General features: G+C 65.6%; 25 protein-coding genes, 1 tRNA gene, 1 other RNA gene and 6 pseudogenes. 20 read left to right on the top strand and 13 right to left on the bottom strand.

From position 1 onward, the window contains the following. Positions 1 to 128 precede the first annotated feature (128 nt). Together GNX96_RS57895 and GNX96_RS65765 are read right to left on the bottom strand one after the other, a co-directional pair. Positions 129 to 539: an EamA family transporter gene (locus GNX96_RS57895; protein WP_279582401.1), complete on the bottom strand. Its 411-nt coding sequence runs from the start codon at positions 537 to 539 to the stop codon at positions 129 to 131. 103 nt (positions 540 to 642) lie between these two features. Continuing rightward, positions 643 to 924 (bottom strand): annotated as a pseudogene (locus GNX96_RS65765) (EamA family transporter); the annotation flags it as partial. On the opposite strand from GNX96_RS65765, the gene GNX96_RS57885 reads away from it, so the two are divergent. From GNX96_RS57885 to GNX96_RS36350, 4 genes and pseudogenes are all read left to right on the top strand, one after another. After that, positions 817 to 1824 carry a hypothetical protein gene (locus GNX96_RS57885; protein WP_279582395.1) on the top strand — a complete coding sequence of 336 codons (1008 nt, stop codon included), beginning with the start codon at positions 817 to 819 and terminating at the stop codon, positions 1822 to 1824. The pseudogene GNX96_RS65765 and the gene GNX96_RS57885 overlap by 108 nt on opposite strands. A gap of 93 nt (positions 1825 to 1917) precedes the next feature. Beyond that, a pseudogene (locus GNX96_RS36360) lies at positions 1918 to 2402 on the top strand (Asp23/Gls24 family envelope stress response protein). A gap of 105 nt (positions 2403 to 2507) precedes the next feature. Beyond that, positions 2508 to 2708 carry a hypothetical protein gene (locus GNX96_RS36355; protein ID WP_163572357.1) on the top strand — a complete coding sequence of 67 codons (201 nt, stop codon included), beginning with the start codon at positions 2508 to 2510 and terminating at the stop codon, positions 2706 to 2708. Then, complete coding sequence (locus GNX96_RS36350; RefSeq protein ID WP_163572328.1) at positions 2705 to 2941, top strand: hypothetical protein; 237 nt, start codon at positions 2705 to 2707, stop codon at positions 2939 to 2941. The genes GNX96_RS36355 and GNX96_RS36350 overlap by 4 nt, the downstream gene beginning before the upstream one ends. Here the strand turns inward: GNX96_RS36350 and GNX96_RS65760 are convergent. After that, positions 2935 to 3369 carry a hypothetical protein gene (locus tag GNX96_RS65760; RefSeq protein ID WP_390624232.1) on the bottom strand — a complete coding sequence of 145 codons (435 nt, stop codon included), beginning with the start codon at positions 3367 to 3369 and terminating at the stop codon, positions 2935 to 2937. The two genes, GNX96_RS36350 and GNX96_RS65760, sit on opposite strands and share 7 nt — an antisense overlap. A 12-nt stretch (positions 3370 to 3381) precedes the next feature. Here GNX96_RS65760 and GNX96_RS65755 point away from each other — a divergent pair, with 12 nt between their 5' ends. The 7 genes and pseudogenes from GNX96_RS65755 to GNX96_RS36310 all read left to right on the top strand — a co-directional run bounded on the left by GNX96_RS65755 (position 3382) and on the right by GNX96_RS36310 (position 8609). Continuing rightward, the gene (locus GNX96_RS65755; protein WP_163572356.1) at positions 3382 to 3540 is read left to right on the top strand and encodes an Asp23/Gls24 family envelope stress response protein; all 159 of its coding nucleotides are present in this window, start codon (positions 3382 to 3384) and stop codon (positions 3538 to 3540) included. Next, complete coding sequence (locus tag GNX96_RS36335) at positions 3540 to 4079, top strand: DUF6286 domain-containing protein (protein WP_163572355.1); 540 nt, start codon at positions 3540 to 3542, stop codon at positions 4077 to 4079. The genes GNX96_RS65755 and GNX96_RS36335 overlap by 1 nt, the downstream gene beginning before the upstream one ends. Then, positions 4076 to 4381 (top strand): hypothetical protein, encoded by a 306-nt coding sequence (locus tag GNX96_RS36330; protein WP_163572354.1) that lies wholly within the window; start codon positions 4076 to 4078, stop codon positions 4379 to 4381. The genes GNX96_RS36335 and GNX96_RS36330 overlap by 4 nt, the downstream gene beginning before the upstream one ends. Next, positions 4372 to 4818: a hypothetical protein gene (locus GNX96_RS36325; protein WP_163572353.1), complete on the top strand. Its 447-nt coding sequence runs from the start codon at positions 4372 to 4374 to the stop codon at positions 4816 to 4818. Before GNX96_RS36330 ends, GNX96_RS36325 begins: the two co-directional genes overlap by 10 nt. A gap of 562 nt (positions 4819 to 5380) precedes the next feature. Beyond that, positions 5381 to 7110, top strand: a pseudogene (leuA, locus tag GNX96_RS36320) (2-isopropylmalate synthase). 273 nt (positions 7111 to 7383) lie between these two features. Beyond that, positions 7384 to 8136, top strand: a complete 753-nt coding sequence (locus GNX96_RS36315; protein ID WP_163572352.1) for an MFS transporter — start codon at positions 7384 to 7386, stop codon at positions 8134 to 8136. After that, complete coding sequence (locus tag GNX96_RS36310) at positions 8076 to 8609, top strand: MFS transporter (protein WP_163572351.1); 534 nt, start codon at positions 8076 to 8078, stop codon at positions 8607 to 8609. Before GNX96_RS36315 ends, GNX96_RS36310 begins: the two co-directional genes overlap by 61 nt. A 149-nt stretch (positions 8610 to 8758) precedes the next feature. Here the strand turns inward: GNX96_RS36310 and GNX96_RS57880 are convergent. The 6 genes and pseudogenes from GNX96_RS57880 to ffs form a co-directional block, all read right to left on the bottom strand. Continuing rightward, positions 8759 to 9999: pseudogene (locus GNX96_RS57880) on the bottom strand (MFS transporter). A gap of 234 nt (positions 10000 to 10233) precedes the next feature. Continuing rightward, a pseudogene (recR, locus tag GNX96_RS36295) lies at positions 10234 to 10832 on the bottom strand (recombination mediator RecR). A gap of 21 nt (positions 10833 to 10853) precedes the next feature. After that, positions 10854 to 11201, bottom strand: a complete 348-nt coding sequence (locus GNX96_RS36290; protein WP_163572348.1) for a YbaB/EbfC family nucleoid-associated protein — start codon at positions 11199 to 11201, stop codon at positions 10854 to 10856. A gap of 63 nt (positions 11202 to 11264) precedes the next feature. Then, entirely contained in the window at positions 11265 to 11498 is a 234-nt protein-coding gene (locus GNX96_RS57875; protein WP_279582394.1) for a hypothetical protein, read from the bottom strand. Continuing rightward, entirely contained in the window at positions 11410 to 13323 is a 1914-nt protein-coding gene (locus GNX96_RS36285; protein WP_279582393.1) for a DNA polymerase III subunit gamma and tau, read from the bottom strand. Before GNX96_RS36285 ends, GNX96_RS57875 begins: the two co-directional genes overlap by 89 nt. 47 nt (positions 13324 to 13370) lie before the next feature. Beyond that, positions 13371 to 13467: signal recognition particle sRNA small type (gene ffs / locus GNX96_RS36280), an RNA gene on the bottom strand. A gap of 86 nt (positions 13468 to 13553) precedes the next feature. Between ffs and GNX96_RS36275 the strand changes: the two genes are divergently transcribed. Continuing rightward, positions 13554 to 13641, top strand: a tRNA-Ser gene (locus GNX96_RS36275). 190 nt (positions 13642 to 13831) lie between these two features. Here the strand turns inward: GNX96_RS36275 and GNX96_RS57870 are convergent. Then, positions 13832 to 13960 (bottom strand): hypothetical protein, encoded by a 129-nt coding sequence (locus GNX96_RS57870; RefSeq protein WP_279582392.1) that lies wholly within the window; start codon positions 13958 to 13960, stop codon positions 13832 to 13834. Positions 13961 to 14382: 422 nt separating this feature from the next. Between GNX96_RS57870 and GNX96_RS36270 the strand changes: the two genes are divergently transcribed. The 4 genes from GNX96_RS36270 (at position 14383) to GNX96_RS36255 (ending at position 17074) form a co-directional block, all read left to right on the top strand. Further along, positions 14383 to 14679: a helix-turn-helix domain-containing protein gene (locus GNX96_RS36270; protein WP_163572347.1), complete on the top strand. Its 297-nt coding sequence runs from the start codon at positions 14383 to 14385 to the stop codon at positions 14677 to 14679. A gap of 785 nt (positions 14680 to 15464) precedes the next feature. Further along, complete coding sequence (locus tag GNX96_RS36265) at positions 15465 to 15839, top strand: hypothetical protein (protein WP_163572346.1); 375 nt, start codon at positions 15465 to 15467, stop codon at positions 15837 to 15839. Between the two features lie 96 nt (positions 15840 to 15935). Beyond that, positions 15936 to 16421: a flavoprotein gene (locus GNX96_RS65750; protein ID WP_390624231.1), complete on the top strand. Its 486-nt coding sequence runs from the start codon at positions 15936 to 15938 to the stop codon at positions 16419 to 16421. A gap of 500 nt (positions 16422 to 16921) precedes the next feature. Further along, positions 16922 to 17074 (top strand): hypothetical protein, encoded by a 153-nt coding sequence (locus GNX96_RS36255; protein ID WP_279582391.1) that lies wholly within the window; start codon positions 16922 to 16924, stop codon positions 17072 to 17074. Between the two features lie 1011 nt (positions 17075 to 18085). Here the strand turns inward: GNX96_RS36255 and GNX96_RS36250 are convergent. Beyond that, on the bottom strand, positions 18086 to 18643 hold the full coding sequence (locus GNX96_RS36250; RefSeq protein ID WP_163572344.1) for a Fic family protein: 558 nt from the start codon (positions 18641 to 18643) through the stop codon (positions 18086 to 18088). Between the two features lie 634 nt (positions 18644 to 19277). Here GNX96_RS36250 and GNX96_RS36245 point away from each other — a divergent pair. Both GNX96_RS36245 and GNX96_RS36240 read left to right on the top strand, forming a co-directional pair. Then, the gene (locus tag GNX96_RS36245) at positions 19278 to 19493 is read left to right on the top strand and encodes a type II toxin-antitoxin system VapB family antitoxin (protein ID WP_163572343.1); all 216 of its coding nucleotides are present in this window, start codon (positions 19278 to 19280) and stop codon (positions 19491 to 19493) included. Next, positions 19465 to 19926 (top strand): PIN domain nuclease, encoded by a 462-nt coding sequence (locus GNX96_RS36240; protein WP_279582390.1) that lies wholly within the window; start codon positions 19465 to 19467, stop codon positions 19924 to 19926. Before GNX96_RS36245 ends, GNX96_RS36240 begins: the two co-directional genes overlap by 29 nt. A 145-nt stretch (positions 19927 to 20071) precedes the next feature. Here GNX96_RS36240 and GNX96_RS57865 read toward each other — a convergent pair whose 3' ends face one another. Both GNX96_RS57865 and GNX96_RS36235 read right to left on the bottom strand, forming a co-directional pair. After that, positions 20072 to 20398, bottom strand: coding sequence for an MFS transporter (locus GNX96_RS57865; RefSeq protein ID WP_279582389.1), 327 nt, complete (start codon positions 20396 to 20398; stop codon positions 20072 to 20074). A gap of 73 nt (positions 20399 to 20471) precedes the next feature. Beyond that, a complete protein-coding gene (locus GNX96_RS36235) occupies positions 20472 to 21506 on the bottom strand; it encodes a DHA2 family efflux MFS transporter permease subunit (protein ID WP_279582388.1) in 1035 nt (344 codons plus the stop codon). Between the two features lie 98 nt (positions 21507 to 21604). Between GNX96_RS36235 and GNX96_RS36230 the strand changes: the two genes are divergently transcribed. Both GNX96_RS36230 and GNX96_RS36225 read left to right on the top strand, forming a co-directional pair. Further along, the gene (locus tag GNX96_RS36230; RefSeq protein ID WP_279582387.1) at positions 21605 to 22180 is read left to right on the top strand and encodes a TetR/AcrR family transcriptional regulator; all 576 of its coding nucleotides are present in this window, start codon (positions 21605 to 21607) and stop codon (positions 22178 to 22180) included. Positions 22181 to 22189: 9 nt separating this feature from the next. Then, a pseudogene (locus GNX96_RS36225) lies at positions 22190 to 23078 on the top strand (bifunctional helix-turn-helix transcriptional regulator/GNAT family N-acetyltransferase).

Raw genomic sequence — 23078 nt, 5'->3', positions numbered from 1 at the left:
CCCCTCGGTCGGCGGTTATCGACGGGCAAAGGTTACCCGCGAGCGGGGGTCGGACCACAACGCAGTTAGCCGCCGGTGTGATCAGACTCGCGAAACTTTGCGGCGAAAGGCCGCTGTGACGCGAGACCTTATCCCGCTGTGATGAGCGCCACGGCCACCCCGGCCAGTACGAGGCCGGCGCCCTGCCAGCGGCTGATCCGCTCGGCCAGCACGAACCGGGCCAACGCGATGGTCGCGGCCGGGTAGAGCGAGGTCAGCACGGCGACCACGGTCAGCATCCCGAAGTGGGTGGCCAGGAAGTAGAAGACCACCGCCACCGCACCCAACGCCCCGGCCATCGCTGGGCCGGCCGCGGTGCGTACGGTCCAACGCTCGCGATCGGTCGTACGCGCACGTACGACCAGGTAGAGGGCGGCGACCGGTACGATCGAGACGACCTGCTCGACCGCCGTCGGCCACAGGCCCACGCCGTCGCCGGCCCGCTGCAAGGCGACGAACAGCAGCGCGAAGCCGAGGCCGGCGAGGACGCCGCCGTCCAGGACTCCGGACGTACGAGCCTGTCCTGCTCGGGAGCGGCGCGCTGGTGGACACCAGCCAGACGGCCGGCAACGCCAGCAGCAGCCCGACGCCGGCCACCACCGTCGGCCGCTCCCCGAGGACCAGGCCGACCAGCGCCGGCACGCCGGCCGCGACCACTCCGGACAGCGGCGCGACCACGCTGATCCGGCCGCGGGCGAGACCGCGGTAGAGCGCGAGCGTCCCGAGCGCACCGCCGATGCCACCGACCGCGCCCCACCCGATTGCGGCGGTGCTCGGATGGCCACCGACGACGAGCGAGGCGGTCACAGTCACCACCGACGCGGTGAGTTGGCCGAGCACGGCGACCCGCGCGTAGTGCATGCGCCGGGAGGCCACTCCGGCCACGAAGTCGGAGCTGCCGTACGCCAGCGCGGCGATCACCGCGAGAATTACCGCGAACATACGGCCATCTTCACCCAACACGGGCATCGCGGTAGCCAGGTTTTCGTGGTGGCGACTGACACACTGGGCCAGATGGGGACCAGGGGCGACCGGGCAACGCGGCCCGGCAGGTGGGTGGCGGCCGTCTGTGCGGTGCCACTGCTGGCACTGGCCGCCTGCGCTGGACCCGCACCGGTGCCGCAGCCCACCACGAGCGCGACGCCACAGCTTCCGCCGCGTCAGCAGCTGGCCGCCCGGGCCGCGCAGGCCACCGCGCTGAAGTTCACCGCCACCTACGCCCTGACCGGCGGCAACGCCCAGCAGGCGGCCTCGTCCTCGGCGCCGGCCAGCCAGAGCGTGACGATCAGTCGTACGGCCGACGGATGGCGGCTCGACATCGGGGATTCGGCGCAGGTCATCTCGCTCGTACACACCACCGCCGGCACCTGGAAATGCACTCTGAGTGGAGCCGCGCCGAGTTGTGCGCAGGTCGCCGCGGCCGGCCAGCCACCACCTGCGGACGACGATTTCGCGCTGCTGAAGGTGTTCACCGCCTGGCCGCAGGAACTGGCCAACCCGGCCACCGCGATCGCCGTCAACGTGACCAGCAGTCCGCCGGCGCCCACCGGCGTCTGTTTCGAGGTCGACATCGTCAGCGCGTCCATCGCGGCACCGGTCGACCCCGGCACGTACTGCTATGACGCGAACGGTGTTCTCACCGGGCTGCGTACGTCCACCGGCACCCTGAAACTGGTGTCGTCCGGAGCGCCGCCGGCGGCGCTCGCGCTGCCCGCGCCACTGGTCGCGGCCGGCGCGCCGGTGTCCCCGACCCCGACGCCCAGCAGCAGCCCGAGCGGGAGATAGTCGCGTACCGAATGCACCAAATGCGGCCGGTGACCGCCCTCACATAAACTCACTGCCAGACAAGTGAATGACCAACGGAAGGGAACGGTCGCGATGGCTGAGTCCGCGAACGCCAGCAAGTCCGCGTCCAAGCCGGGCCACACCACCCTCGTACCCGGCGCCGAGATCGAGAGCCTGACCGGCCCGGAGGGGCGGACGATCATCGCGGACGGGGTCGTCCAGAAGAAGATCGCCGGCATCGCGACCCGGGAGATCTCGGGCGTGTACGCGCTGGGTGGTTCGGTCGGCCGCGCGCTCGGCGCGCTGCGCGAAACGGATCCCGGTCGGCGCCGGTGGCCCGAACATCACCCAGGGCGTGTCAGTCGAGGTGGGCGAGCGGCAGGCCGCCGTCGACCTGAACATCGTGGCTGAATACGGCGTGTCCATCGCCGATCTCGCGGCCGCCCATCCGGCGCAACGTCATCGACTCGGTGGAGCGGATGACCGGCCTGGAGGTGACCGAGGTGAACATCGCGGTCAACGACATCCACATCCCCGGCGACGAGCCGGAGGCCGAGGAGTCGGCCCGGGTGGTATGAGCCAACCCCTGCCTTCCACCACCGTCCACGGCGTACTGGCCGACACCGTCGCCGCGGCGGTGCTGCTTGCGCCTGGCGTGGCCGGGCTACGGTCCGGGCGGTTCGGTGAGGTCGCCACCTACCTTCCCGGCCGCCGGGTGTTGGGTGTCCGGCCGGCTGCGTCCGGACGGGGTGGCCGTGGACGTGGCCGTCCTGTTTGGACACTCGGTTTTCGCGGTCGCTGAAGGCGTCCGAGCTGCCGTACGGGACATTGTCGGAGATCTGCCGATCGATGTCACGGTCGACGACGTGGTCCTCGCGCCATGACCGGCTGGCCAGCGGACCCCACCGAACGCCGGCGCGCTTTCCGTGCCTTCGTACGGGAAAACCACCCCGACCGGGGCGGTGACCCAGAGGTTTTCGCGGCCGGGGTGGCATCCTTGCGGGATCGCCCGGTCGCCGGCACCACGGTCGCGTACCGGCAGCGGTGGTGGAATCCGGGCGTCACCGCCTGGATCAACCGCAGAATCCAGCGCCGGTTCCATCCACGCGTTCACTGACCAGAGGACTTTCCCATGTCACGCACCACGATTGGTCTGTTCGCCGGACTGCTGATCGCCATCGCGACCGCGGTCGGCGGGTTCTTCGGATTCCTGGCCGCGATCGTCTTTGGCGCGGTGGGGCCTGGGCGTCGGCAAGATCCTGGACGGCGACCTGGACATCTCCAGCTACCTGGGCGGCAACGGCCGCCGGCCACGATGACCGAACCGGTCAGCCTGGCCAAGACGGTTGAGCTGGACGACCCCGGCCAACGCGGCGGCCTGGAGATCGAGAACCGGGTGGTGGAGCGGATCGCGGCCACCGCCGCCGCCGAGATCGACGCCGTCTCCGGCCCGCCGCGGCGAGTGCTGGGCGGGCGTCCATCGGCCGAATCGACTCGCCACCCCGGGCCAGCGCCCGGATCGTCGCCGGCCGGGCCAGCGTCCACCTACAGGTCTGCGTGCGATGGCCACACGGCATTCGTACGGTCTGCCAGCAGGTCCGCGACCACGTCACCGAACGGGTCACCACCTTCACCGGGCTGCCGGTCACCGCGGTCGACATCACTGTCGCGGCGCTGTCCGATGTGAGCACGCCGACCGGGCCGCGGGTGGTCTGATGCGGCTCGTGAACCGGATGTTGGCGCTGGTCATCGGCATCGCGATGGTGGCCATCGCGGTGCTGGTCACCGTCGAGGTGGTGCTGGCGAACCTCGGCCAGGCGCGCTGGCTGATCCCGTACCAGAACGTCGCCGCGCTGCTCGCCGGGCGCACCTGGCAATCCAGTTCGGTACGGGCCGTGCTGGTCGCTGTCGCGGTCGTCGGACTCGTACTGCTGATTTCCCAGCTGTGGCCACGGCAGCGCCGTTTCGTGGAGCTGTCCGGCGCCGCCGACGGCATCGACCCCGTCCTGCCGCGCAGCTCGCTGCGCAAGGCGATCGACGCCGCCGCGGCCGCTGAGGACGGCGTACGCGCGACGGCCGTCAACCTCGGACCGCGGCGGGCGATCATCCGACTCGTGACCACCAGGCACGACGAAGAACAGGACAAGGAAGTGGCGACCCGGGTGGCCCAGCGGGTGACGCAGCGGATCGCCGACATCGGACTGGCCCGACCACCGCGGGTGACCGTACGAGTGATCACCGGAGGCGACCGGTGAACCCGCGCGCCGACCGGGCCAACCGGATCGTCCTCGCGCTGCTGGGTTTCGTCCTGCTGGTCGCCGGCGCGGCCGGCATCGCGGCTGGGCTGTTCCTGTTCGGCAACGACGCCTTACTCCCAGCCGAGGCGACCACCTTCATCGCCGCGAACCACTCCTGGTTCTGGCCTGCCGTGGTCGCCGCCGCGGTGCTGCTGGCCCTGCTCGGGCTGCTGTGGGTGACCGCGCAGCTGGCCAGTGACCGGGTCAGCCGGCTGGAGCTGGCCAGCGACCCGGCCGCCGCCGCAGCACGATGCTGCTGACCCGGGCGATCCTGGACGCGGTCGGCAACGAGATCGCCGACTACGCCGGCGTGTGGCGAGCCACCGCCCGACTGACCGGCCGGCCGGCCCATCCCCGCCTGGTGCTCAAGGTCACCGTCGAACCAGGCGCCGACCTCGGCGCGGTCCGCCGCCAGGTCGAGTCCGAGGCGATCGCACACGTACGGATCATTGGAAACCGACATCCAGGTCCGCCTCGAATTCACCGTCGCCGGCGGCACACCGGTACGTGCTGTGTCATGACCGCACTGCTGAGCTGTTGGCCGCAGTTCCTGCGGCGGCGCATCCGGCTCGCAGAGCTGTTGGCCGCAGTTCCTGCGGCGGCGCATCCGGCTCGCGTCGCGGGGCGGGGCCCAAAGAACGGGCACCCCACCGCCACGAACCTGGGCGACCTCCGGCCGCCGCGCGGACGGGGCTGAGTTGAATGCCGGTGTGGCTGAGTTGACGGCCGCAGTTCCTGCGGCGGCGCATCCGGCTCGCGTCGCCGGGGCGCCCAAAGAACGGGCACCCCACCGCCACGAACCTGGGCGGCCTCCGGCCGCCGCGCGAGCGTGGCTGGGGTGAATGCCGACGGGGCTGAGTTGAATGCCGGTGTGGCTGGGTTGGGGGGGGCGGTGTGGGTGGGATGGGTGTGAGGTATCTGTTACGGCGTGAAATTGTCGTACCGATGCCTGTTTTCTGGCCCCCACCCAGTGATCGGGTGGGGGGGGGGGGTTTGAGGACGCGCGCGCGTGAAAATTTTCGGCGGGAGCGGGTATGGGGAGAGTCGCGGAGTCCACATAGTGGGATGGGGTTTCCATCCTGGGGCGGGACTCGCCTACTGTGATCTTTGTGCGGATGGCGCTGCTTCTTCTTCTTCGCTGCCGCGGCGGGGCCTGACGAATCACCAGGCCGGCTCCCCGTCGCGGAGTTTGCTGTTGCCCTCCGCCGGCCCTCACCGCCCTGCCAGTCACGGCAGCCTCCTGAGGAGCCACCCTCCCAATGCCCGCACCGCAGCAGTCATCCCCGATGCCGTTCCAGCGCTACCGGCCCTTTCCTGAACTCGTCCAGACCATCGACCTGCCGGACCGGACGTGGCCGACCAAACGCATCACCGAGGCGCCGCTGTGGTGCGCGGTTGACCTGCGCGACGGCAACCAGGCCCTGATCGACCCGATGACACCCGAGCGTAAGCGCCGGATGTTCCAGCTGCTCTGCCAACTGGGCTACAAGGAAATCGAGGTCGGTTTCCCGGCCGCCAGCCAGACCGATTTCGACTTCGTACGGGAAATCATCGAGAACGACCTGATTCCCGAAGACGTCACGATCCAGGTGTTGACGCAGGCGCGGGATCACTTGATCGAGCGTACTTTCGACTCGATTCGGGGTGCCCGCGAAGTCATCGTGCACCTCTACAATTCGACTTCCATCCTGCAGCGGCGGGTGGTTTTCGGGCTGGAGAAAGACGGAATCACCGATATTGCCGTGCAGGGCGCACGACTGATCCAGAAACTGACCGAAACCGTCGGCGACACGAAGGTTCGCTACCAGTATTCGCCGGAGTCGTACACCGGCACCGAGCTGGAATACGCCGTTGAGATTTGCAACGCTGTCAACGATGTCTGGCAGCCGACCAAGGACCGGCCGGTCATCATCAACCTGCCGGCGACCGTCGAAATGGCCACGCCGATGTCTACGCGGATTCCATCGAGTGGATGAGCCGGCATCTGAAATACCGTGAGTCGGTGGTGCTCTCGCTGCACCCACACAACGACCGTGGCACCGGTGTCGCGGCCGCCGAGCTGGGATATATGGCTGGCGCGGACCGCATTGAGGGCTGCCTGTTCGGCAATGGTGAGCGGACCGGCAACGTCTGCCTGGTGACGCTGGGCATGAACTTGTTCAGCCAGGGCATCGACCCGCAAATCGACTTCTCCCACATCGACGAAATCCGGCGGACCGTCGAATACTGCAACCAGCTGCCGGTGAACGAGCGGCACCCGTACGGCGGCGACCTGGTTTTCACCGCGTTCTCCGGTTCTCACCAGGACGCGATCAACAAGGGTTTCGACGCGCTGCGCCGGGAGGCCGACGCGGCCGGCAAGTCCATCGAGGATATGCCGTGGGAAGTGCCGTATCTGCCGATCGACCCGAAGGACGTGGGTCGTACGTACGAGGCCGTCATCCGGGTGAACTCGCAGTCCGGCAAGGGCGGCGTCGCGTACATCATGAAGACGGAGCACCAGCTCGATCTGCCGCGCCGACTGCAGATCGAGTTCAGTCAGGTCGTCCAGCAGCTCACCGACTCCGAGGGCGGCGAGGTTTCGCCGCGGCGGATGTGGGAGATCTTCACGGACGAATATCTGCCGGGCTCGGCGGTGCCGTGGGGGCGGGTGCACCTTCGCGGCCACCGTACGACCGCGGACGCCACCGCGAGCGGTGAGGACCAGCTCGTGGCTGACGTCACGTTTGATGGTGCCGATCGCGCGCTGGAAGGCATCGGCACCGGCCCGATCGAGGCCTTCACCTCGGCGTTGACCGAGGCCGGCATCCAAACCAGGGTTCTCGACTACGCCGAGCACGCCCTCACCGCTGGTGAGGACGCGAAGGCGGCCGCGTACGTGGAATGCCAGATCGGCGACCGGACGCTGTGGGGGGTCGGGGTGGACGCGAACATCGTCACCGCCTCTCTGCGGGCAGTAGTCAGCGCGGTAAACCGCGCTTTCCGCTGACTCACTCGTAGGACCGCCGCCGGCGCCGTCGACCACGCTCCGCCGACCGCTGTCCCGTTGTGCCCGCAGGGACTCCTCTCTCTCGTATGAGTGAGAGGAGTCCCTGCGTACGTCTGCACAATCGGAATCCGATTGTGCAGAAATGGTCCGCTGGCCACCGAAACTGTCGGTGGTGGGTGCTCCCATGGAGCCGCGCGAAATTGTGAGCACACCCACCACCGCGGGCCGGAAAATGCGTGGACTGCTCGTCAACCGGACCGGAGAATGATCGGTATGAAACAGAATCCCTATCGCCGCGTCCTCGCGGTGCCGGGGATGACCCGGCTGCTGGCCGTCACCACGCTGGCCCGCATCCCCGGCCTCGCGGCGAGCATCGTGCTCACCTTGTACGTGGTGGTTGGCCTGCATCGCGGTTACGCCGAGGCGGGCCTGCTGGCCACCGCGATGACCCTCGGTACGGCTCTGAGCGGTCCGTGGCGGGGCCGGGCGATCGACCGCTTCGGCGTACGCAAGGCACTCTTGCCCTCCATCGTCGCGGTCGCGATTTTCTGGTCCGTGGCGCCGTTGCTGAGTTTTGTCTGGCTGGTTCCGGCCGCCGTGCTCGCCGGCCTGTTCAACCCGCCGGTCTTCAGCATCTCCCGGCAGGCGATCGGCTCGATGCTGCCGGAGGAACTGCGCCGGACCGGTTTCGCGCTGGATTCCGTGCTCGTCGAAATGTCATACATGGTGGGTCCGCTCGCCGGCGTACTCGCCTCCACCGCGCTGTCGCCGGCAGTCACGATGGTGGGCCTGGGCGCGTTCCAGGTGATCGCCTGCCTGACGCTGGTCGTGCTCAACCCGCGGGTGGTCAGCGCGGCCACCGAAGCCGTCGCTGACAAGCCGCAACGCGCCGGGATGGCCAGTCCTGGTTTCGTGTCGGTGCTGGTCCTTATGGCGTCTTCCACTCTGGCGCTGTCGGCAGCGAGGTGGCCGCCATCGCGGTGCTCCGCGGCCAACACCAGGACGTGTGGATCGGTGTCGTACTAGCCGTCTGGGCGGTCGGCTCGATGATCGGCGGGCTGCTCTATGGCGGGCTGTCGAAGGCGATTTCGAGTGCCGCGATCGTCGTGTCGCTCGGCGTCGCCACCATGCTGCTGACCGCCGCCCCGAACTGGTGGGTTCTCGCCATCGCGCTGCTCCCGGTCGGCATGCTGTGCGCTCCGTCGATCTCCGCGACCGTCTCCGACGTCAACCGACTGGTCCCGCCGGTACGCCGCGGCGAGGCGATGGGCTGGCACGGCACCGCCGGCACCGCCGGCGTCTCGATCGGTGCTCCGCTGGCCGGCCTCGCGATCGACTACCTCGGCGCCACCTGGGGTTTCGCCATCACCGGCGGCGTCGGCGTGGCACTCGCGCTGGCCGCGATCGCGATCGCGATCGGCCGCTTCGGCTCCGGCAACGGCTGGCGTACGCGCCCGTCACCCTCTCGACCGCGGCGGCCACCGCCCCCGCCCAGCTAAACCCAGCGCTGTCCCGCCGGGACGGCCAAGGGCGGTTCGCCGGATTCGTGCCACGACCTGTGGGGCTCCGTTTTGTCAGTGCCGCCCGATAACGTGAATTCAGGGGACCTCGATCCCCCTTGGGGGCGCCAGGGCCCCCCGAATCAACGCTATCGGCGGTGGCCGACAGGAATGGCGCGCAGCGTTCGTTGCGGTGCCCTGCCTTTGACGGCGGCGACGAGACGGCCATAGCGCACCATCTGACGCAGCCCGACCGCGAAGAGCAGGAACTGCAGGGCGAAGGCGATCGTGTACGCGGTCGCGCCCAGCCCGCCGAAAACCTGCAGTGCAAGCCCAATCAGCAACATGGCCACCACCGACGCGCTGAAACCGCCGATGTTCACCAGCCCCGACGCCGTACCAGCGCGCTGCGGCGGATTCGCCTCCCGTGCGTGTTCAAAGCCCAGCATCGAGGCAGGCCCACCGGCACTCAGCACGATGATGTGAACGACCAACACCGGCAGCGGCACGTGCGGCGACCACAGCAACACGATCGTCCACGAAAACATGGTCGTCACCACGACCCCGAGCGCGAGCCGGTGCCGGACGGTCGGCCAACGTGACGACACAACCCCGAAAACCTGAGCGAGTGCGGCACCGGCGAGTACCAGCACCGTCAACAGCACACCGGCGGTCGCGGTATGCAGCCCCTCACCCTTGATCAGAAACGGAAATCCCCACAGCAGCCCAAAAACACAAGACGAAAACTGGGTGCACATATGTGTCCAGGTGCCGAGTCGAGTGCCTGGCTGCGCCCAAGACTCGGCGAGCTGGCGTCGTACGGACGCGGTGTGAATCGGCCCAGCGGTACGCCGGCCGCCCGGCCGATCGCGGAGCAGAAGAACCACCGGCAGCAGCATGACCGCCGCAACGCCAGCGTTCGCCAGGAAGGTCGGCGTCCAGCCGTACGCGTGCAAAGCGCGCTCATCGGCAGCACCGAGGCAAGGTTTCCCACCATTCCAGCCAAAGATGTGAGCTGCGTCATCAGCGCGCATCGATGCGCCGGAAACCAGGCCGAAATCAGCCGCAGGAGAGAAACGAAACTCATCGCGTCGCCGGCGCCGACCAGCACCCGAGCGGCGATGCCACCAGCCAGTTGGTCGCTGAGCGCGACCCCGAGCTGGCCGACCGCCATCAGCATCAGCCCGGTGGCCAACATCCGGCGCGGACCAACCCGATCGGCGAGCAACCCGACCGGCACCTGCATGAGGGCGTAGACCGACAGTTGGAGAATAGTGAAAAGAGAAAGCGCGGCCGGCCCGGCATGAAAATGCGCGGCGGCAGCGAGCCCGGCGAGCCCGGCGACGCCGAGGCTGCTGCGTTGGAAAACAGCGATCGCATAAACGCTCATGCCCAGCAGCCACATCGGCCAGGCGAGTCTGGAGTAGTCCGGCCGCGATCTGACGATCGGGACCGGACCGACCGAGTAAAGAAGGGTCAGACGGGGACGCGGAGGGAACCGTGGAAGTCACACTAAGAACTCGCCGCAAAGGTAGGACGTCGTTAGCGAATATCCTCGTATTGTGATGGCCGTGACAGGTTTGTCCATTGTGGACAGTGTCTTTCGTTCCGTACGACGGAATTCCTAAACGTCCAGGACACGGCGACCTTCGAATGCCCGACCAAGTGTGACCTCGTCGGCGTATTCCAGGTCACCACCGACCGGCAGCCCGCTCGCCAACCGGGTGACCGAAAGCCCCATGGGTTTGAGCATCAGCGCCAGATAGGTGGCAGTGGCCTCGCCCTCGGTGTTCGGGTCGGTGGCGAGAATGATCTCCCGGGTCAGGCCGGACGACAGTCGCGCCATCAGCTCACGGATCCGCAGATCGTCTGGGCCGATGCCGTCCAGCGGATTGATCGCGCCGCCCAAAACGTGGTATTTCCCGCGAAACTCGCGAGTACGCTCGACGGCCACCACGTCTTTGGTTCCTCGACCACGCAGATCAATTCGTCCGTACGACGGGTGTCCCGGCAGATCTTGCAATGTTCCTGCTCGGACACGTTGAAACAGATCGTGCAGAACCGGACCTGGTCCTTGACCCGGGTCAGCGCGGCCGACAACCGGGTCACGTCGGCAGGGTCCGAGGACAGGATGAAGAACGCGATCCGCTGCGCGCTTTTGGGCCCGATCCCGGGCAATCGGCCGAGTTCGTCGATCAGGTCGGCGAGCGCTCCCTCATACACAGCCGGCCTACCGGTCCTTGGTCACAGGCCGAGGCCGCCGGGCAGGCCACCCAAGGCGCCACCGAGTCCGCCGGTGACCGGGGCCATCTTCTCCTCGGCGAGCTTCTTCGCCTGGTCGCTGGCTGCTCGTACGGCCGCGAGCACCAGATCAGCGAGCGTCTCGACGTCGTCGGGGTCGACGACCTTCGGGTCGATGGCAAGCGCGGTGAGCTCTCCGGAGCCGGTGACGGTCGCGGTCACCAAACCACCGCCGGCCGAGCCGGTCACCTCAGCGGCCGCGAGCTCGGCCTGGGCCTGCTCCATCTGGCGCTGCATTTTCTGCGCCTGCTTGAGCATCTGCTGCATGTTGGGCTGGCCACCGGGCCTCACGGCTGACTCCCTCTGTTGGCTTTCCGCCAGCCTAGCCGGCCGGCGGCGAACTACTGGTCAGGCTCAGGTCTCTTTGATTTCGGTGGCGCCCAGGACCTGAATCGCCTGGATGGCGCTGCTCATCACGTCGACCCGTTCGCCCGGCGCGGTCAGGCCCGTCGAGCCTTCGTCGTCCGGATACGGCTCGTCGTACGGGTCCGGTGGCGGCTCAATGTCGACGATCTTCGCGCCGGGCGGCGGCCCGCCGCCATTCGTCTTCTCCGGTGCCGGGTCGGGCGCCGCGTTGCCGCCGGGCACCGCTCGTACGTCCGGCCAGTCGTTCTCCGGCGGTGCGCTCGCGGCCGGGCGGGGTCGGTGCCGGAGCGGCGGGCGCCGGTGGCTCCGGCCGGCTCGGCGCGGCCGTGGGCGCGGCGGCGCGGGGGCGGTTGGTGCCTTGCCAGTCACGTACCGCAAAGACCAGCGGACGCCCAGCAGCTCGTTGAGGATCTGGGCGACCGCCTGGATCGCCTCGTCCTTGCCCAGCCAGGCCGCGTTGCCCTGGTTCTTCACCGTGATAACGAGGGTGGTGCCCTCGATGTCGCTGGGCGTCGAGTCCATCAAGGCCGACCAGTGCGCCCGCCGGATGCCCTTCACCTTGTCCAGAACCTGCGGCCAGATCTGCCGTACGGCCGTGGTGTCCATCGCGCCGGGGGCCACTTCGGTACGCGACTGAGCTGCCGGTGGCGAAGCCGCGGGCACCGGGTCGGCCGGCTTTGGCGCCGGGGCGACCGGCTGCGCCGGTGCCTGCTGAACCGGCGCCGGCGCAGGCGGGGTTGGGGTTGGGGCGGCAGGAGCCGGAGCTTGCGGAGCTGGAGCCGCAGGTTGAACTTGGCGCCGGCCGCACCGGAGCCGGCTGCTGGGCGGGCGCCTGCTGAACCGGAGCTGGCTGCGGGGGCGCCGGCGAGGTCATCCCGCCGATCTCCAGACGGCGCTCCATCCGCTCCAGCCGCTGCATCAGCGCGCTGTGACTCTCCTCGGCCGCCGGCAGCAGCATGCGTGCGCACAGGAGCTCAAGCACCAGCCGCGGCGAGGTCGTACCCCGCATCTGGATGAGCCCTTCGTGCACGATGTCGGCCATCCGGGACAGCGACCCCGGCCCGAGCCGCAGCGCTTGCCCGGTCATCCGCTCCAACTGGTCCGCCGGCACGTCGATCAGCCCGCTCGCGCCGGCATCCGGTACGCGCTCCAGCACCACCAGGTCGCGGAGCCGTTCCAGCAGGTCAGTGGCGAATCGGCGGGGATCGTGGCCGCCCTCGACCACCTTGTTGACCGCGTGGAAAACGGCGGCACCGTCCGCCGCGGCGAGCGCGTCGCAGACGTCGTCGAGCAAGGTCGCGTCGGTGACTCCGAGCAGCGCGATGGCCCGCTCGTACGTCACACCGTCCTCGCCCGCGCCGGCCAACAACTGGTCCAGCACCGACAGCGAGTCCCGGGCCGAGCCGCCACCGGCCCGTACCACCAGCGGCAGCACGGTCGGCTCGATCTTCACGTTCTCGTTCGTACAGATCTCGTCCAGCAGGTCGCGCAGCTGCGCGCTGGCGGGATCAGCCGGAACGGGTAGTGGTGCGTACGCGAACGGATCGTCGGCAGCACCTTTTTCCGGCTCGGTGGTCGCGAAAACGAACTTCACGAACTCCGGCGGCTCCTCCACCAGCTTCAGCAGCGCGTTGAACGCCGCCGTGGTGACCATGTGCGCCTCGTCGATCACGTACACCTTGAAGCGACTGGACACCGGCGCGAAGAAAGCCCGTTCCCGCAGGTCACGCGCGTCTTCGACGCCGTTGTGGCTGGCCGCGTCAATCTCGATCACGTCGAGGCTGCCGGAACCGTTCGGCGCCAGCGCCACGCAGGAGTCGCACTCACCGCACGGCGTCGGGGTCGGGCCCTTCTCGCAGTTCATCGAGCGAGCCAGGATGCGAGCAGAGGAGGTCTTGCCGCAGCCGCGCGGACCGCTGAACAGGTACGCGTGGTTCAGCTTGCCGTTCTTCAGCGCCTGGATGAGCGGGCCGGTGACGTGCTCCTGCCCGACGACCTCGGCGAAGGTCCGCGGACGATACTTTCGGTAGAGCGCGAGGTTCGCCACTGAACACCGCCTCCCTCTTCGCCTGTCAGCGCTGGTTTCGGCTAAAAAGAAAGGACCCCCCGCGCACCCGCCAGAGCCCGCTTACCCTTGCTGCCTTCCGGCCCTGGGGGAGTTCACAGGATGCACGCCGCACGAGGGGCTACTCAGTACTTTACCCCGCCCCCCGACAGTCAGTTCAGCCGCCGGCCCGCCGGTCAGGTCCCCTCCACCGGGTAGGTACGATGCTCGACGGAGGATTCGCCTAGTGGCCTAGGGCGCACGCTTGGAAAGCGTGTTGGGGGCAACCCCTCACGAGTTCGAATCTCGTATCCTCCGCCATGCCCACCAGGCAAAACGCCGGTCAGCTCCACTGCGAGCTGACCGGCGGAGTTGCTGCAGGCCGGACCGCCAAGACAGCCGCCGCCACGCGGGCCGCATCGAGGAGTCCAACCCGTTGACGCCGAGCAGGTAAGCCGAGCACGGCCATTCCTGCTGGCAGATCAGGCAGTACCCGATTCCCTTGCGGTGGTCATCGCAGACCCGCGCGGCCCAGCTCCCACAGCAGCGAGTCCTGGACATTTTCCGTGCGTACGTCCAATGCTTCGAAGATGGTTCGTTCGTCCAGCTCTGGCTGTGTGTGGGCGTCGCGGAATTTCATGGGCAGGTCTCCTTTCGGCGCTGGCGTGGGAAAGAGTGGAGGGCACCAGGACAGGCGGATTTGCCGATCACCACGAACCGAATCCCGACCTTGCATCGAAACGGAAACGGATTTCGTGTACACCTGCCCTGGTGCCGGATCAAGACGGCCAGGATCTACCCGGCCCGGTCCTCCGGTTCGAGACGAGGCATAGACCAGCAACCGCGAACCGGCCACAGCCCTCGCAGGACCGGCACGTCTGTGCTTGCTCTGATCTGCCCACGTCACAGAGCTTGTCGAGCCACCGGTCACGCGGACACCCCACGATGAGATATCCGGGGATGAGATAGTCCGGCACCCCACAGTGACCCTCTGCGGGCTTAGGATCACTGGCCAGGAAGTTTCCGCAGCTCAGGCACACTAGACGGGAGGTATCCGGGCGGGTGCCAGCACACGACCTGATCAACCTTCCCTCCACGTTCTGGACTCGCCCCCAGGTCTGCGACGCCTTGCACGCCCGTGACCTCGGCCGTCTGTTCCGGTTGCTGCGCCAGTACCACCAGATCACGCAGACGCAGATCGGCATCGCTACAGACATGAAGCAAGGCCGGATCAGCGAGTTCATGAAGGGCATACACCAGGCCGAAAGCATCGTGCTCCTGGAACGGGTCGCTGACGGTCTGGGCATGCCAGACCTGTCCCGGATGCATCTCGGCCTTACCCCCTCATGTGCCTTCTGAAGCGTCCGTGTTGGACATCGGACCTATCTCAGCGATGGATAGCTCGGACTCTGACAGCGGGCTACTTTCGTGGGATCGGGTACTGGACGGGGCGGACGAGAGAGCAGACAACGCCATGCGCAGGCGGGACCTCTTGGCACTGGCCGGAGCTTCCACCCTCGCTGGCTCACTCGCCTCAGCAGCCAACACCGCCTCGAGCTTCCTTACCGAGCTGCTGATCCCCTTCCCGCTAGCACCGTCATCGCCGACCGAGCGAGCCGTGCCGCCGGATCAGCTGCTGCGCCTCAGCGTGCGAGTACGCAACCAGTACCAGGCATGCCGCTACGACGCCGCCGCCGCCGCACACTCGCCGAGCTCGTCCCCGCACTACAAGCCGCAGTCACAGTCTCCAGCGGAGACTTCAAATCCCGTTTGCAGTCTGCAATCTCCGATGCGTACCACGTTATTGCTGGCATTCTCTTAAAAGTCGGCAACGAGGGCCCCGCCGCAGTCGCCGCAGACCGCAGCATGAACGCCGCCCGCGACAGCGAAATCCCGGTCACCATTGGAGCCAGCGCCCGCATCGTTTCCCACGCACTCATGGGAAGCGGCGGCGCCCGCCAAGCCAGCACATACGTCAAACGATTCGCCGAAGGCTTCCAAGCCCACCTCGACCCCGACGACGAATCATCGCTTTCCGTCTACGGTTCACTGCTCTTGCGAGGCGCTGTCGCCGCAGCGCGGGGAAGCGACCGAGACACGACACGACCCTTGAACTGGTCGGCGAGGCAGAACGAACCGCCACCATGCTCGGCCACGACGGCAACCACGCCTGGACCGCATTCGGCCCGACAAACGTTCAACTGCACCGAATCAACCTCGCCGTCACGCTCGGAGACGCCGGCAGCGCCATTGCGATTGCTCGCGAGGTGGACGACGCTTCCATCGAACTGGTTGAGCGTCGCGCAACGTTCTATCTCGACGTGGCCGCCGGATTTACCCAGTGGGGCAAGCACGAACCGGCGTACCTCGCGATCCGCCACGCCGAAGCCATCGCGCCGGAGGAGCTGACTAACCGGTCATCGGTTCACGGTCTGGTCCACCAGCTCGCCACCGCTTCACCGCCCAGTCTGCAACCGCGCGTACGCGAACTCGCCGCCCGAATCGGAGCCGCGGAATGACCGACGAACCGACCAAGAAATCGCGCGTCCTCTGGGTCTTCGTCTGTGGCGCTGGCCCCGCCGCCCGAGTCGGGATCCTCGTGTCCCTCGCTCAGGATGACGGCTGGGACGTACACCTCATCGCCACACCAGCTGGCGCAGGCTTCATCGACATTGAGGCCCTGGAGAAGCAGACCGGCAACCCCGTACGCACCAGCCACCGCACCTCATCCCGAACGCCGCGCCACCGGCCGCCCCGCGCCGGACGCGATCATCGTTGCGCCCGCTTCTTACAACACCATCAACAAACTCGCCCACGGCACCGCCGACACATACGCCCTCGACCTACTCTCGGAGAACCTCGGTCGCGGCACCCTAATTGTCATACTCCCGTTCGTAAATTCGGCTCTCGCCGCCCGTAGGCCGTTCCGTCGGGCTCTGCAAGAACTTCGCGCCGAAGGAGTCCGTATCCTCTTTGGCCCTGGCGACTGGGAGCCGCATTCACCAGGGTCCGGCTCCGCCCGATTCGATTCTTTCCCTTGGTCGCTTGCCTTGCGCGAAGTCCAGCGGCACACGTCGCCGACCATTAAACCGACACTTTAGAAATACAAGTCTCGCCGCATAGCCTTTGCCACTGTCTCATACCTTGCGAGGGTTTTTCTCTCCAATGAATTCCTTGAGACGCCTAAGCACAGCGTCGGAGGCAAATAGCATCGCATTGTTATATTCGACTTCAAGCTCTCTATCCAAGTCTTCGCGATTGCCTATATCTGGTCGCCGTTGCGTGAGCTTAGCAATCGCGTAGTTCGACGGGTTCGACGCGGCTAACATTAAGATGGATATGGCTTGATAGCGCCGCTCTTTGAACTCGAATATTTTTGTGAACTTTAAGTGTCGCCTATCGAAGATCGATTTCGCAAATACACCTAACAGTCCTCCGACTCCGAGACTCGTTATAATTAACGAGATGTTGCTTAGCATCACGGCTTCCCGTTCCGAATCTGGGCGAACCGGCGCGCGTCACGCGCGACCCTCCCTGGGTCCGCATCAAGAATCGCGCGCGCGACGTGCATGCACAGTGGAGTAATCGCAGGGCCGTGTCGGTGATCCCTGTCGTGCTGGTTAAGCCTCCTGCATATCACCGCCGCAAGATCATCGGCAGTACTTATCCATGCCAAGCCTGGATCGACAGACTCCGTGGTGACTTCTTCAAGACCATCCGCAAAATCGTGCAGATGATCGGCAATTTCCCGTAGATATTGTGGCGCACTCATGCTCGCTCCTCCGAAAGTGATTCTTGCCTCATACCTTCCACCCAGTGGCCATGTGATGTCGCCACTCCGTCGGCATTCCACCAAAAAGCCTGCAGTGTGGTAGACGACTGGGGCAACCCATCAGTACGCATGGAGAACTTCCGAGGGTCCGTAGACCCTTGCCAGCAGGACCAGCGCGTCACGTCCAGAGCAGTCGCACGGCCGAGTGCGTCTCGTTGCTGAATTGCTCTGTATTGGATCAAGGGCGCGCCTCCGGCGCGCCCGACCCGCCACGCCGCCACTGCGGGCGGCGCTGGGCCAGACGACCGGAGGCACGCCCCCGCTCCACGCCAGAAGCATTGCCTGATGAGCACCAGGCCGAGCTGCTGTCCGTCCATCCGCGCCGTACGCACTCGGGGGTCCTCACCGGCCCCCGAACCCCCTGGCGCCTCCGAGAAGCCCTCAACGCATCCGGCGGTACACGGCACTGAGTAGCAACCAGATGCGTAGTCCCACGAATTCACATCCACCGGTTAGACCAATTGAAGCACGCGCCGGCAGGCAAATAGCCGATTCGTTGTTCGCCCGGTTATCTCGTGAAGTATTCCCTGTTCCACGAGCCTCGATATAGCATTGTTTGCAGCCTCAAAAGACTTCTCGATCATCGATTGGGCGGTTCTGACATCGATCACAGGATACCCAATCAAGTTTTCAGCAACCTCAAGCGCCGACCCTCGAATCCCAGCTGCCCGCAATTCCGTAATCATCTGACTCTTTAGCCCTAGGAGTCCATCGATCTGGGCAATCCCCGCTTTAGCTTGACTTCCGACTGCCTCAGAAAAGAACGCGACCCACTTGTCATATGATCCGCTCATAGTCACTTCGAGCATGGAGTCCAGGTACTCCTGCCGATTGTGTTCAAGCCACGAGGAAATGTTCAGGATAGGGACTCTCAATATTCCTTCCTGGATTAATTGAAGAAGCGCAACGAGGCGACCTATGCGGCCGTTGCCATCAGAAAAACGGATGCAGTGACTCAAACTGATAGTGCGCTAATGCAATCTTCGCAACGAGAGGTACGTCACTAGCAGTATTTACCCATTTTTCCCAGTCGCTCATACCTTCAACAAGGATCATCCCTTCCGGAGGCGGGACGTAGCGCGCCTCACTAATTGGACGATTCCGTGGGCCAATATAGACCTGCCGCTGCCGAAGGCCGCCCGAATCATAAGCTTCACTCGACGTGCCTCGAACCAGAATTTCTTGTAAGTGCGAAACTAGGCCGACGCTAATCGGGTACGTGTCGAGAAGCTCCACTCCCTTTTCTGTTGCATTGACGTAGTTACGAATCTCGCGCTGTTCACTCGAAAGCTGTCGATCTTCCAGGAAGTCGGCTTCAAGTACGTCACCAAATGTCGCATATGTACCTTCCAGGGCGGCTGTACTTGCAGCCTCCCGACGTACTACGGGACGGACGAGGACGAGGATCCGAGGATTCGGTAGCTGTGAGACAGCTTGATCAAGCCTCGCCACCTCCATCGCGGCCTTCGATGCGCTGTTCAAGGCAGCCATGTCGAGAGCGGGAGTGACGGGGAGCGGCTGGGGGGGCACAAAGGCGTGGTACCGCCATGTGTCGCCAGTGCCGGGGGTGACACCGGAGATGGGGACAAGTCGCCCTATGGGAGAGTTCGCCAGCCTGTCGAGGTCCATCATTCAAGTAAAACATACTAAACCTGAATGGTTTGTGTTGCCGTTCACGTTTCAACCTCGTAACTTGAATCGACTTGGATCGGTTCAATGTAGGTTGCATCGACGCTCCCACGATTCAACTTAAGGGAGCTTAGGTTGAACCTACCTCGATGTAATTCAACCTTCCCGCGTTCGCCACCGCGGTCGCTAGTCTCAGTTTTGGTCTCATTCGCGACCGTTCGGGGCCGTCCACAGAGGTACGGTTGCTGGAGTTTGCGCAGGTCACAGACGGTGGCGGCCCTGCCGAACTCGTGGATGCGGACTTGGAAAGCGTGTTGGGGGCAACCCCTCACGAGTTTGAATCTCGTATCCTCCGCCAGCACCAACGCCGGGTCAGCGCTCGCTGCCCGGCGTTCGTCATGCTGATCTCAGTCACCTCTGCTTCGTCCAGCTCTACCATCTATGTGTCTCGTCGGATATACTTTGCGCACGGATTGATATCAGCGGAGGTGTGCCGATGAGTAGGACCGTAATCGACTTAGATGACGAGCTGGTCGCCGACGTAGCTCAGGCCCTAGGCACCAGCACTAAAAAAGAAACAGTCAACACCGCTCTGCGGGAGGTTCTGGAGAATCGCCGCCGCGCTCTGGCGCTGGCCCGGCTGCGTTCCGCAGCCAACAACGGCGCCTTCGATCTGGACCTTCTTGAAGACAAGAGAAACTACCGTCGGTGAGTCGCGCACAATTCCTGATCGACACAAGCGCCCTCGCGCGATTCATGCGCGGCGACGCCGAAAAAAATACGGATGGGACGAGGCTGCTGCCGCCGGTCTGATTGCGACCTGTCCCATCACCGAACTCGAATTCTTCTTCAGCGCACGTTCAGCTGCTGACCGCACCAAAGGCATCGAAGACATACGGGCACTGTTCATCTGGGTGCCGACCGCCGATCGTGCCTACGATCGTGCCTGGCAGGTCCAAGAAGCCCTGACTATGAAGGAGCAGCACCGCAGTGCAGGCCCCGTAGATCTCGTGGTTGCCGCCACCGCTGAGCTGCAGGGATTGACATTGCTCCACCGCGACCACGACTTCGATTGCATCGCTGCCGTGACCGGCCAGCCAGTTCAGTGGTACGGGTCTGCCCAGGTAGCAACCGGATCGGTCTGAAACACCCGACTTTCGGTGTTCCAACATTGCGTCTGCTGCCGCGCGGACAGAAGTGGCCCAGGAGGATGTAGGGATACAGGTTATAGAACTGTACTTCTATAACACCGTGTCACGAGGTGGACATCGTACGGGCAGAAATAGACGATCAGGTTCGGGCCGGTTCCGGTTCGGCGGGAGCGGTCTGCTGGACTGCGGTCGTGTGGCGGCCGGGTGGGAGCAGGAGAGCGGGGACAAAGGCGAGTGCGGTGAAGGCCAGCGTCCACAGGAAAGTGTGATCGTACGCGATGGCGGCTGGGTGGTCGGCGAGTTGGCGTTGCAGGATGACGGCGAGTACGGCGGTACCAAAAGCTCCGCCGACCTGTTGCATGATTCTGGTCGTACTGCTGGCATGCGGGATCTGTACGCGATCGAGCCCGTCGAAGGCGCCGACCATGACGGCCATGTTGGCCGCACTCAGGCCGAAGCCTCGCACGACCAGTGCGGCCGCCAAATCAGGGGATTCGTCTGCTGGTCGGCAAAAGCGAAGGGCAGGGTGCCCAGCGCCGTCAGGACGATACTGCCCAAAATGACCGGACGGGGGCCGATACGGTCGGCGAGGCCGCCGGTGCCGCGGGCGAGCAGGCTGCCCAACCCTTTCGGTGCGGTGCCAGCATCAGGCCGGCCGCGATGACGCCCAGGCCGCGGAGTTGTTGGTAGTAAAGGGGAAGAAGTAGCATCGGGCCGAACATTGCGAGCCCAGAAAGGAAGAGCAAACCTGAGGAGGCGGCGAACCGGCGGTTACCGAGCAGTCGCAGGTCGATCAGCGGTTCGGTCGTACGCAATGCTCGGTACCCGAAACCGGCGAGTAGCGCGACGCCGGCCACCAGCGGGACTATCACTTCCCAGTGGCCAAAGCCGCCTTGGTCGCCGACCTGCGACAAGCTGTAGATCAGCGCGGCCAACGCCGGTGAAAGCAGTGCGAGGCCGGCAAAGTCCAGGCGGTGAGCCTTTTTCGGCGAATCCACCGGCAAACCTCGCCAGGCCAACAGGATGGCTAGTACGCAGACCGGCAAGTTAACGTAGAAAATCCAGCGCCAGTCGAGATGTCCGACGATGAGGCCGCCGACGACTGGTCCCAGGATCGGTCCCACCAGCGCTGGCAGCGTCACCACGGACATCAGTCGCCCAATCCCCCGGCCACCAGCTGCTCGCATTAACACCGTCTGCAGGATCGGCAGCATCAAACCGGCACCGATGCCTTGCACCACCCGGAAAACGATCAGCGAGCCGACATTCCAGGCGGCTCCGCTCAGCATCGAACCGGCCAGAAAGAGCATCAGCGAGATCAGCCACATTCGCTTGGCGCCGAAGCGCTCCACCGTCCAGCCAGTGATCGGGATCGCCACGGCCATCGCGAGCAGGTAGCCAGTACTCACCCATTGGATGGTCGACACGGACGCATGCAGCTGAAAACCCAGCGTCCGGATGGCGGCATTCACGATGGTGCTGTCCAACAGGGGCGCTATCGCGCCGAGGATCAGGATGCCGGCCAACTTGAGCGTCGCCGGGCTCAGCCGCTCCGGGCCGTTTTCGGTCGTCACGTACACACCTCTCACTAGTCATAAGAGACGATGCGTCTCTAGTGAGTACGATAGGCTCTCAACGAACAAGAGACGCAAGGTCTCTAAAGGAGCAGTCTGTGACCGTACGACGGCGTGGTGCGGCGCTGGAGGACTCGATCCTGGAGGCCGCGTGGACGGAACTCATGTCCGTTGGCTACGCACGCCTCACCATGGAGGGCGTCGCCGCCCGGGCCCAGACCGGGAAGCAGGTCCTCTATCGCCGCTGGCGCAACCGGGCCGAGCTCGTCATCACCGCCGTTCGGCACCACATCGGGTCGGTCGCCGACCAGATTCCGGACACCGGCGAACTCCGCAGCGATGTCCTGGCCGTTCTCCAGCGGATGACACAACGCCAGCGCGACCTTGGCCCGGAAATTCTGCACGGACTGATGGCCGAGGCACCAGACCTGGCCCCGGAATTCCTCACGGTCATCGACGGCGTTATGACCACTTTGCTTGAGCAGGCCGAAAAGCGCGGCGAACTCAAGGTGACAGATCTACCCGTACGCGTCGTCACCCTGCCGGCGGATCTCCTCCGCCACGAAATGCTGTTGACCCGTCACCCCATCGCCGAAAAACCCCTCGTCGACATCGTCGACCAGGTCTTCCTTCCTCTCGTACGCGCCTCGATATCCAGCAAAGTATCTGACTAAAGTCAGAGAATGGATGCGGAGCTGGTGGCACGGGTGCGTACGTTCAATCGGACGGTCACTCAGCGGGTGGGGGCCCTTCAGGATCGGTTCCTCGGGCGGGATCGCGCGCTCGGCGAGGCGCGGCTGCTGTGGGGAATCGGGCCGGCGGGCCAGGACGTCCGTACGTTGCGAGCCGGCCTTGGCCTGGATTCCGGCTACTTGAGTCGTCTTCTGCGGTCGCTGGAGGCCGCGAGGCTTGTCACGGTCGACTCGGCGGAGTCGGACCGGCGGGTACGGATCGCCCGGCTGACCAGCGACGGCATCGCCGAACGGCGGACGTTGGACCGGCGCAGCGACGAGCTTGCCGAGCTGCTGCTTGAGCCGTTGAGCGCGAAGCAGCGGGAGCGACTGGCGGCCGCGATGGCCGAGGTCGAGCTGCTGCTGCGCGCCGGCATGATCGAGATCTCGGACACCGACCCGGAAGACCCGCACGCGCAGCACTGCCTGGAGTCCTATTTCGCGGAACTCAACACCAGATTCGATGCCGGCTTTGACGTGAAGCAAAGCATTTCCGCGTCAGCGTCCGAATTACGGCCGCCGACCGGCCTGCTGGTGGTGGCCCGACTCGGCACCGAGCCGGTCGGCTGCGGAGCGCTTCGCTTCCGCGATGGCGGGGTCTGTGATCTCAAACGGATGTGGGTGGCGAAAACGGTCCGTGGCATGGGCCTCGGCCGCCGGCTTCTCGGCACCCTCGAGATGCGCGCGTACAACCACGGATCCACGGTCGTGCGCCTGGAGACCAACAAAAAAACTGACCGAGGCCATCAGCCTTTACCGATCGGCGGGCTTCACCGAGGTCGCTGCTTTCAACGACGAGAAGTACGCCCACCACTGGTTCCAGATGAATCTGGCGAGGTGA

Source organism: Fodinicola feengrottensis (genome assembly GCF_010993775.1).
GTDB classification, from domain to species: domain Bacteria; phylum Actinomycetota; class Actinomycetes; order Mycobacteriales; family HKI-0501; genus Fodinicola; species Fodinicola feengrottensis.
This window is presented reverse-complemented; position numbering and strand designations above follow the sequence as displayed.

What these genes read in the sequence shown, in the direction of transcription:
- GNX96_RS57885 (WP_279582395.1), top strand. Translation starts at nt 817, where the DNA reads ATGGCCACCGACGACGAGCGAGGCGGTCACAGTCACCACCGACGCGGT.
- GNX96_RS36350 (WP_163572328.1), top strand. Translation starts at nt 2,705, where the DNA reads ATGACCGGCTGGCCAGCGGACCCCACCGAACGCCGGCGCGCTTTCCGT.
- GNX96_RS36335 (WP_163572355.1), top strand. Translation starts at nt 3,540, where the DNA reads ATGCGGCTCGTGAACCGGATGTTGGCGCTGGTCATCGGCATCGCGATG.
- GNX96_RS36325 (WP_163572353.1), top strand. Translation starts at nt 4,372, where the DNA reads ATGCTGCTGACCCGGGCGATCCTGGACGCGGTCGGCAACGAGATCGCC.
- GNX96_RS36315 (WP_163572352.1), top strand. Translation starts at nt 7,384, where the DNA reads ATGAAACAGAATCCCTATCGCCGCGTCCTCGCGGTGCCGGGGATGACC.
- GNX96_RS57870 (WP_279582392.1), bottom strand. Translation starts at nt 13,960, where the DNA reads ATGAAATTCCGCGACGCCCACACACAGCCAGAGCTGGACGAACGAACC.
- GNX96_RS36265 (WP_163572346.1), top strand. Translation starts at nt 15,465, where the DNA reads ATGCTCGGCCACGACGGCAACCACGCCTGGACCGCATTCGGCCCGACA.
- GNX96_RS65750 (WP_390624231.1), top strand. Translation starts at nt 15,936, where the DNA reads ATGACGGCTGGGACGTACACCTCATCGCCACACCAGCTGGCGCAGGCT.
- GNX96_RS36250 (WP_163572344.1), bottom strand. Translation starts at nt 18,643, where the DNA reads ATGGCTGCCTTGAACAGCGCATCGAAGGCCGCGATGGAGGTGGCGAGG.
- GNX96_RS36245 (WP_163572343.1), top strand. Translation starts at nt 19,278, where the DNA reads ATGAGTAGGACCGTAATCGACTTAGATGACGAGCTGGTCGCCGACGTA.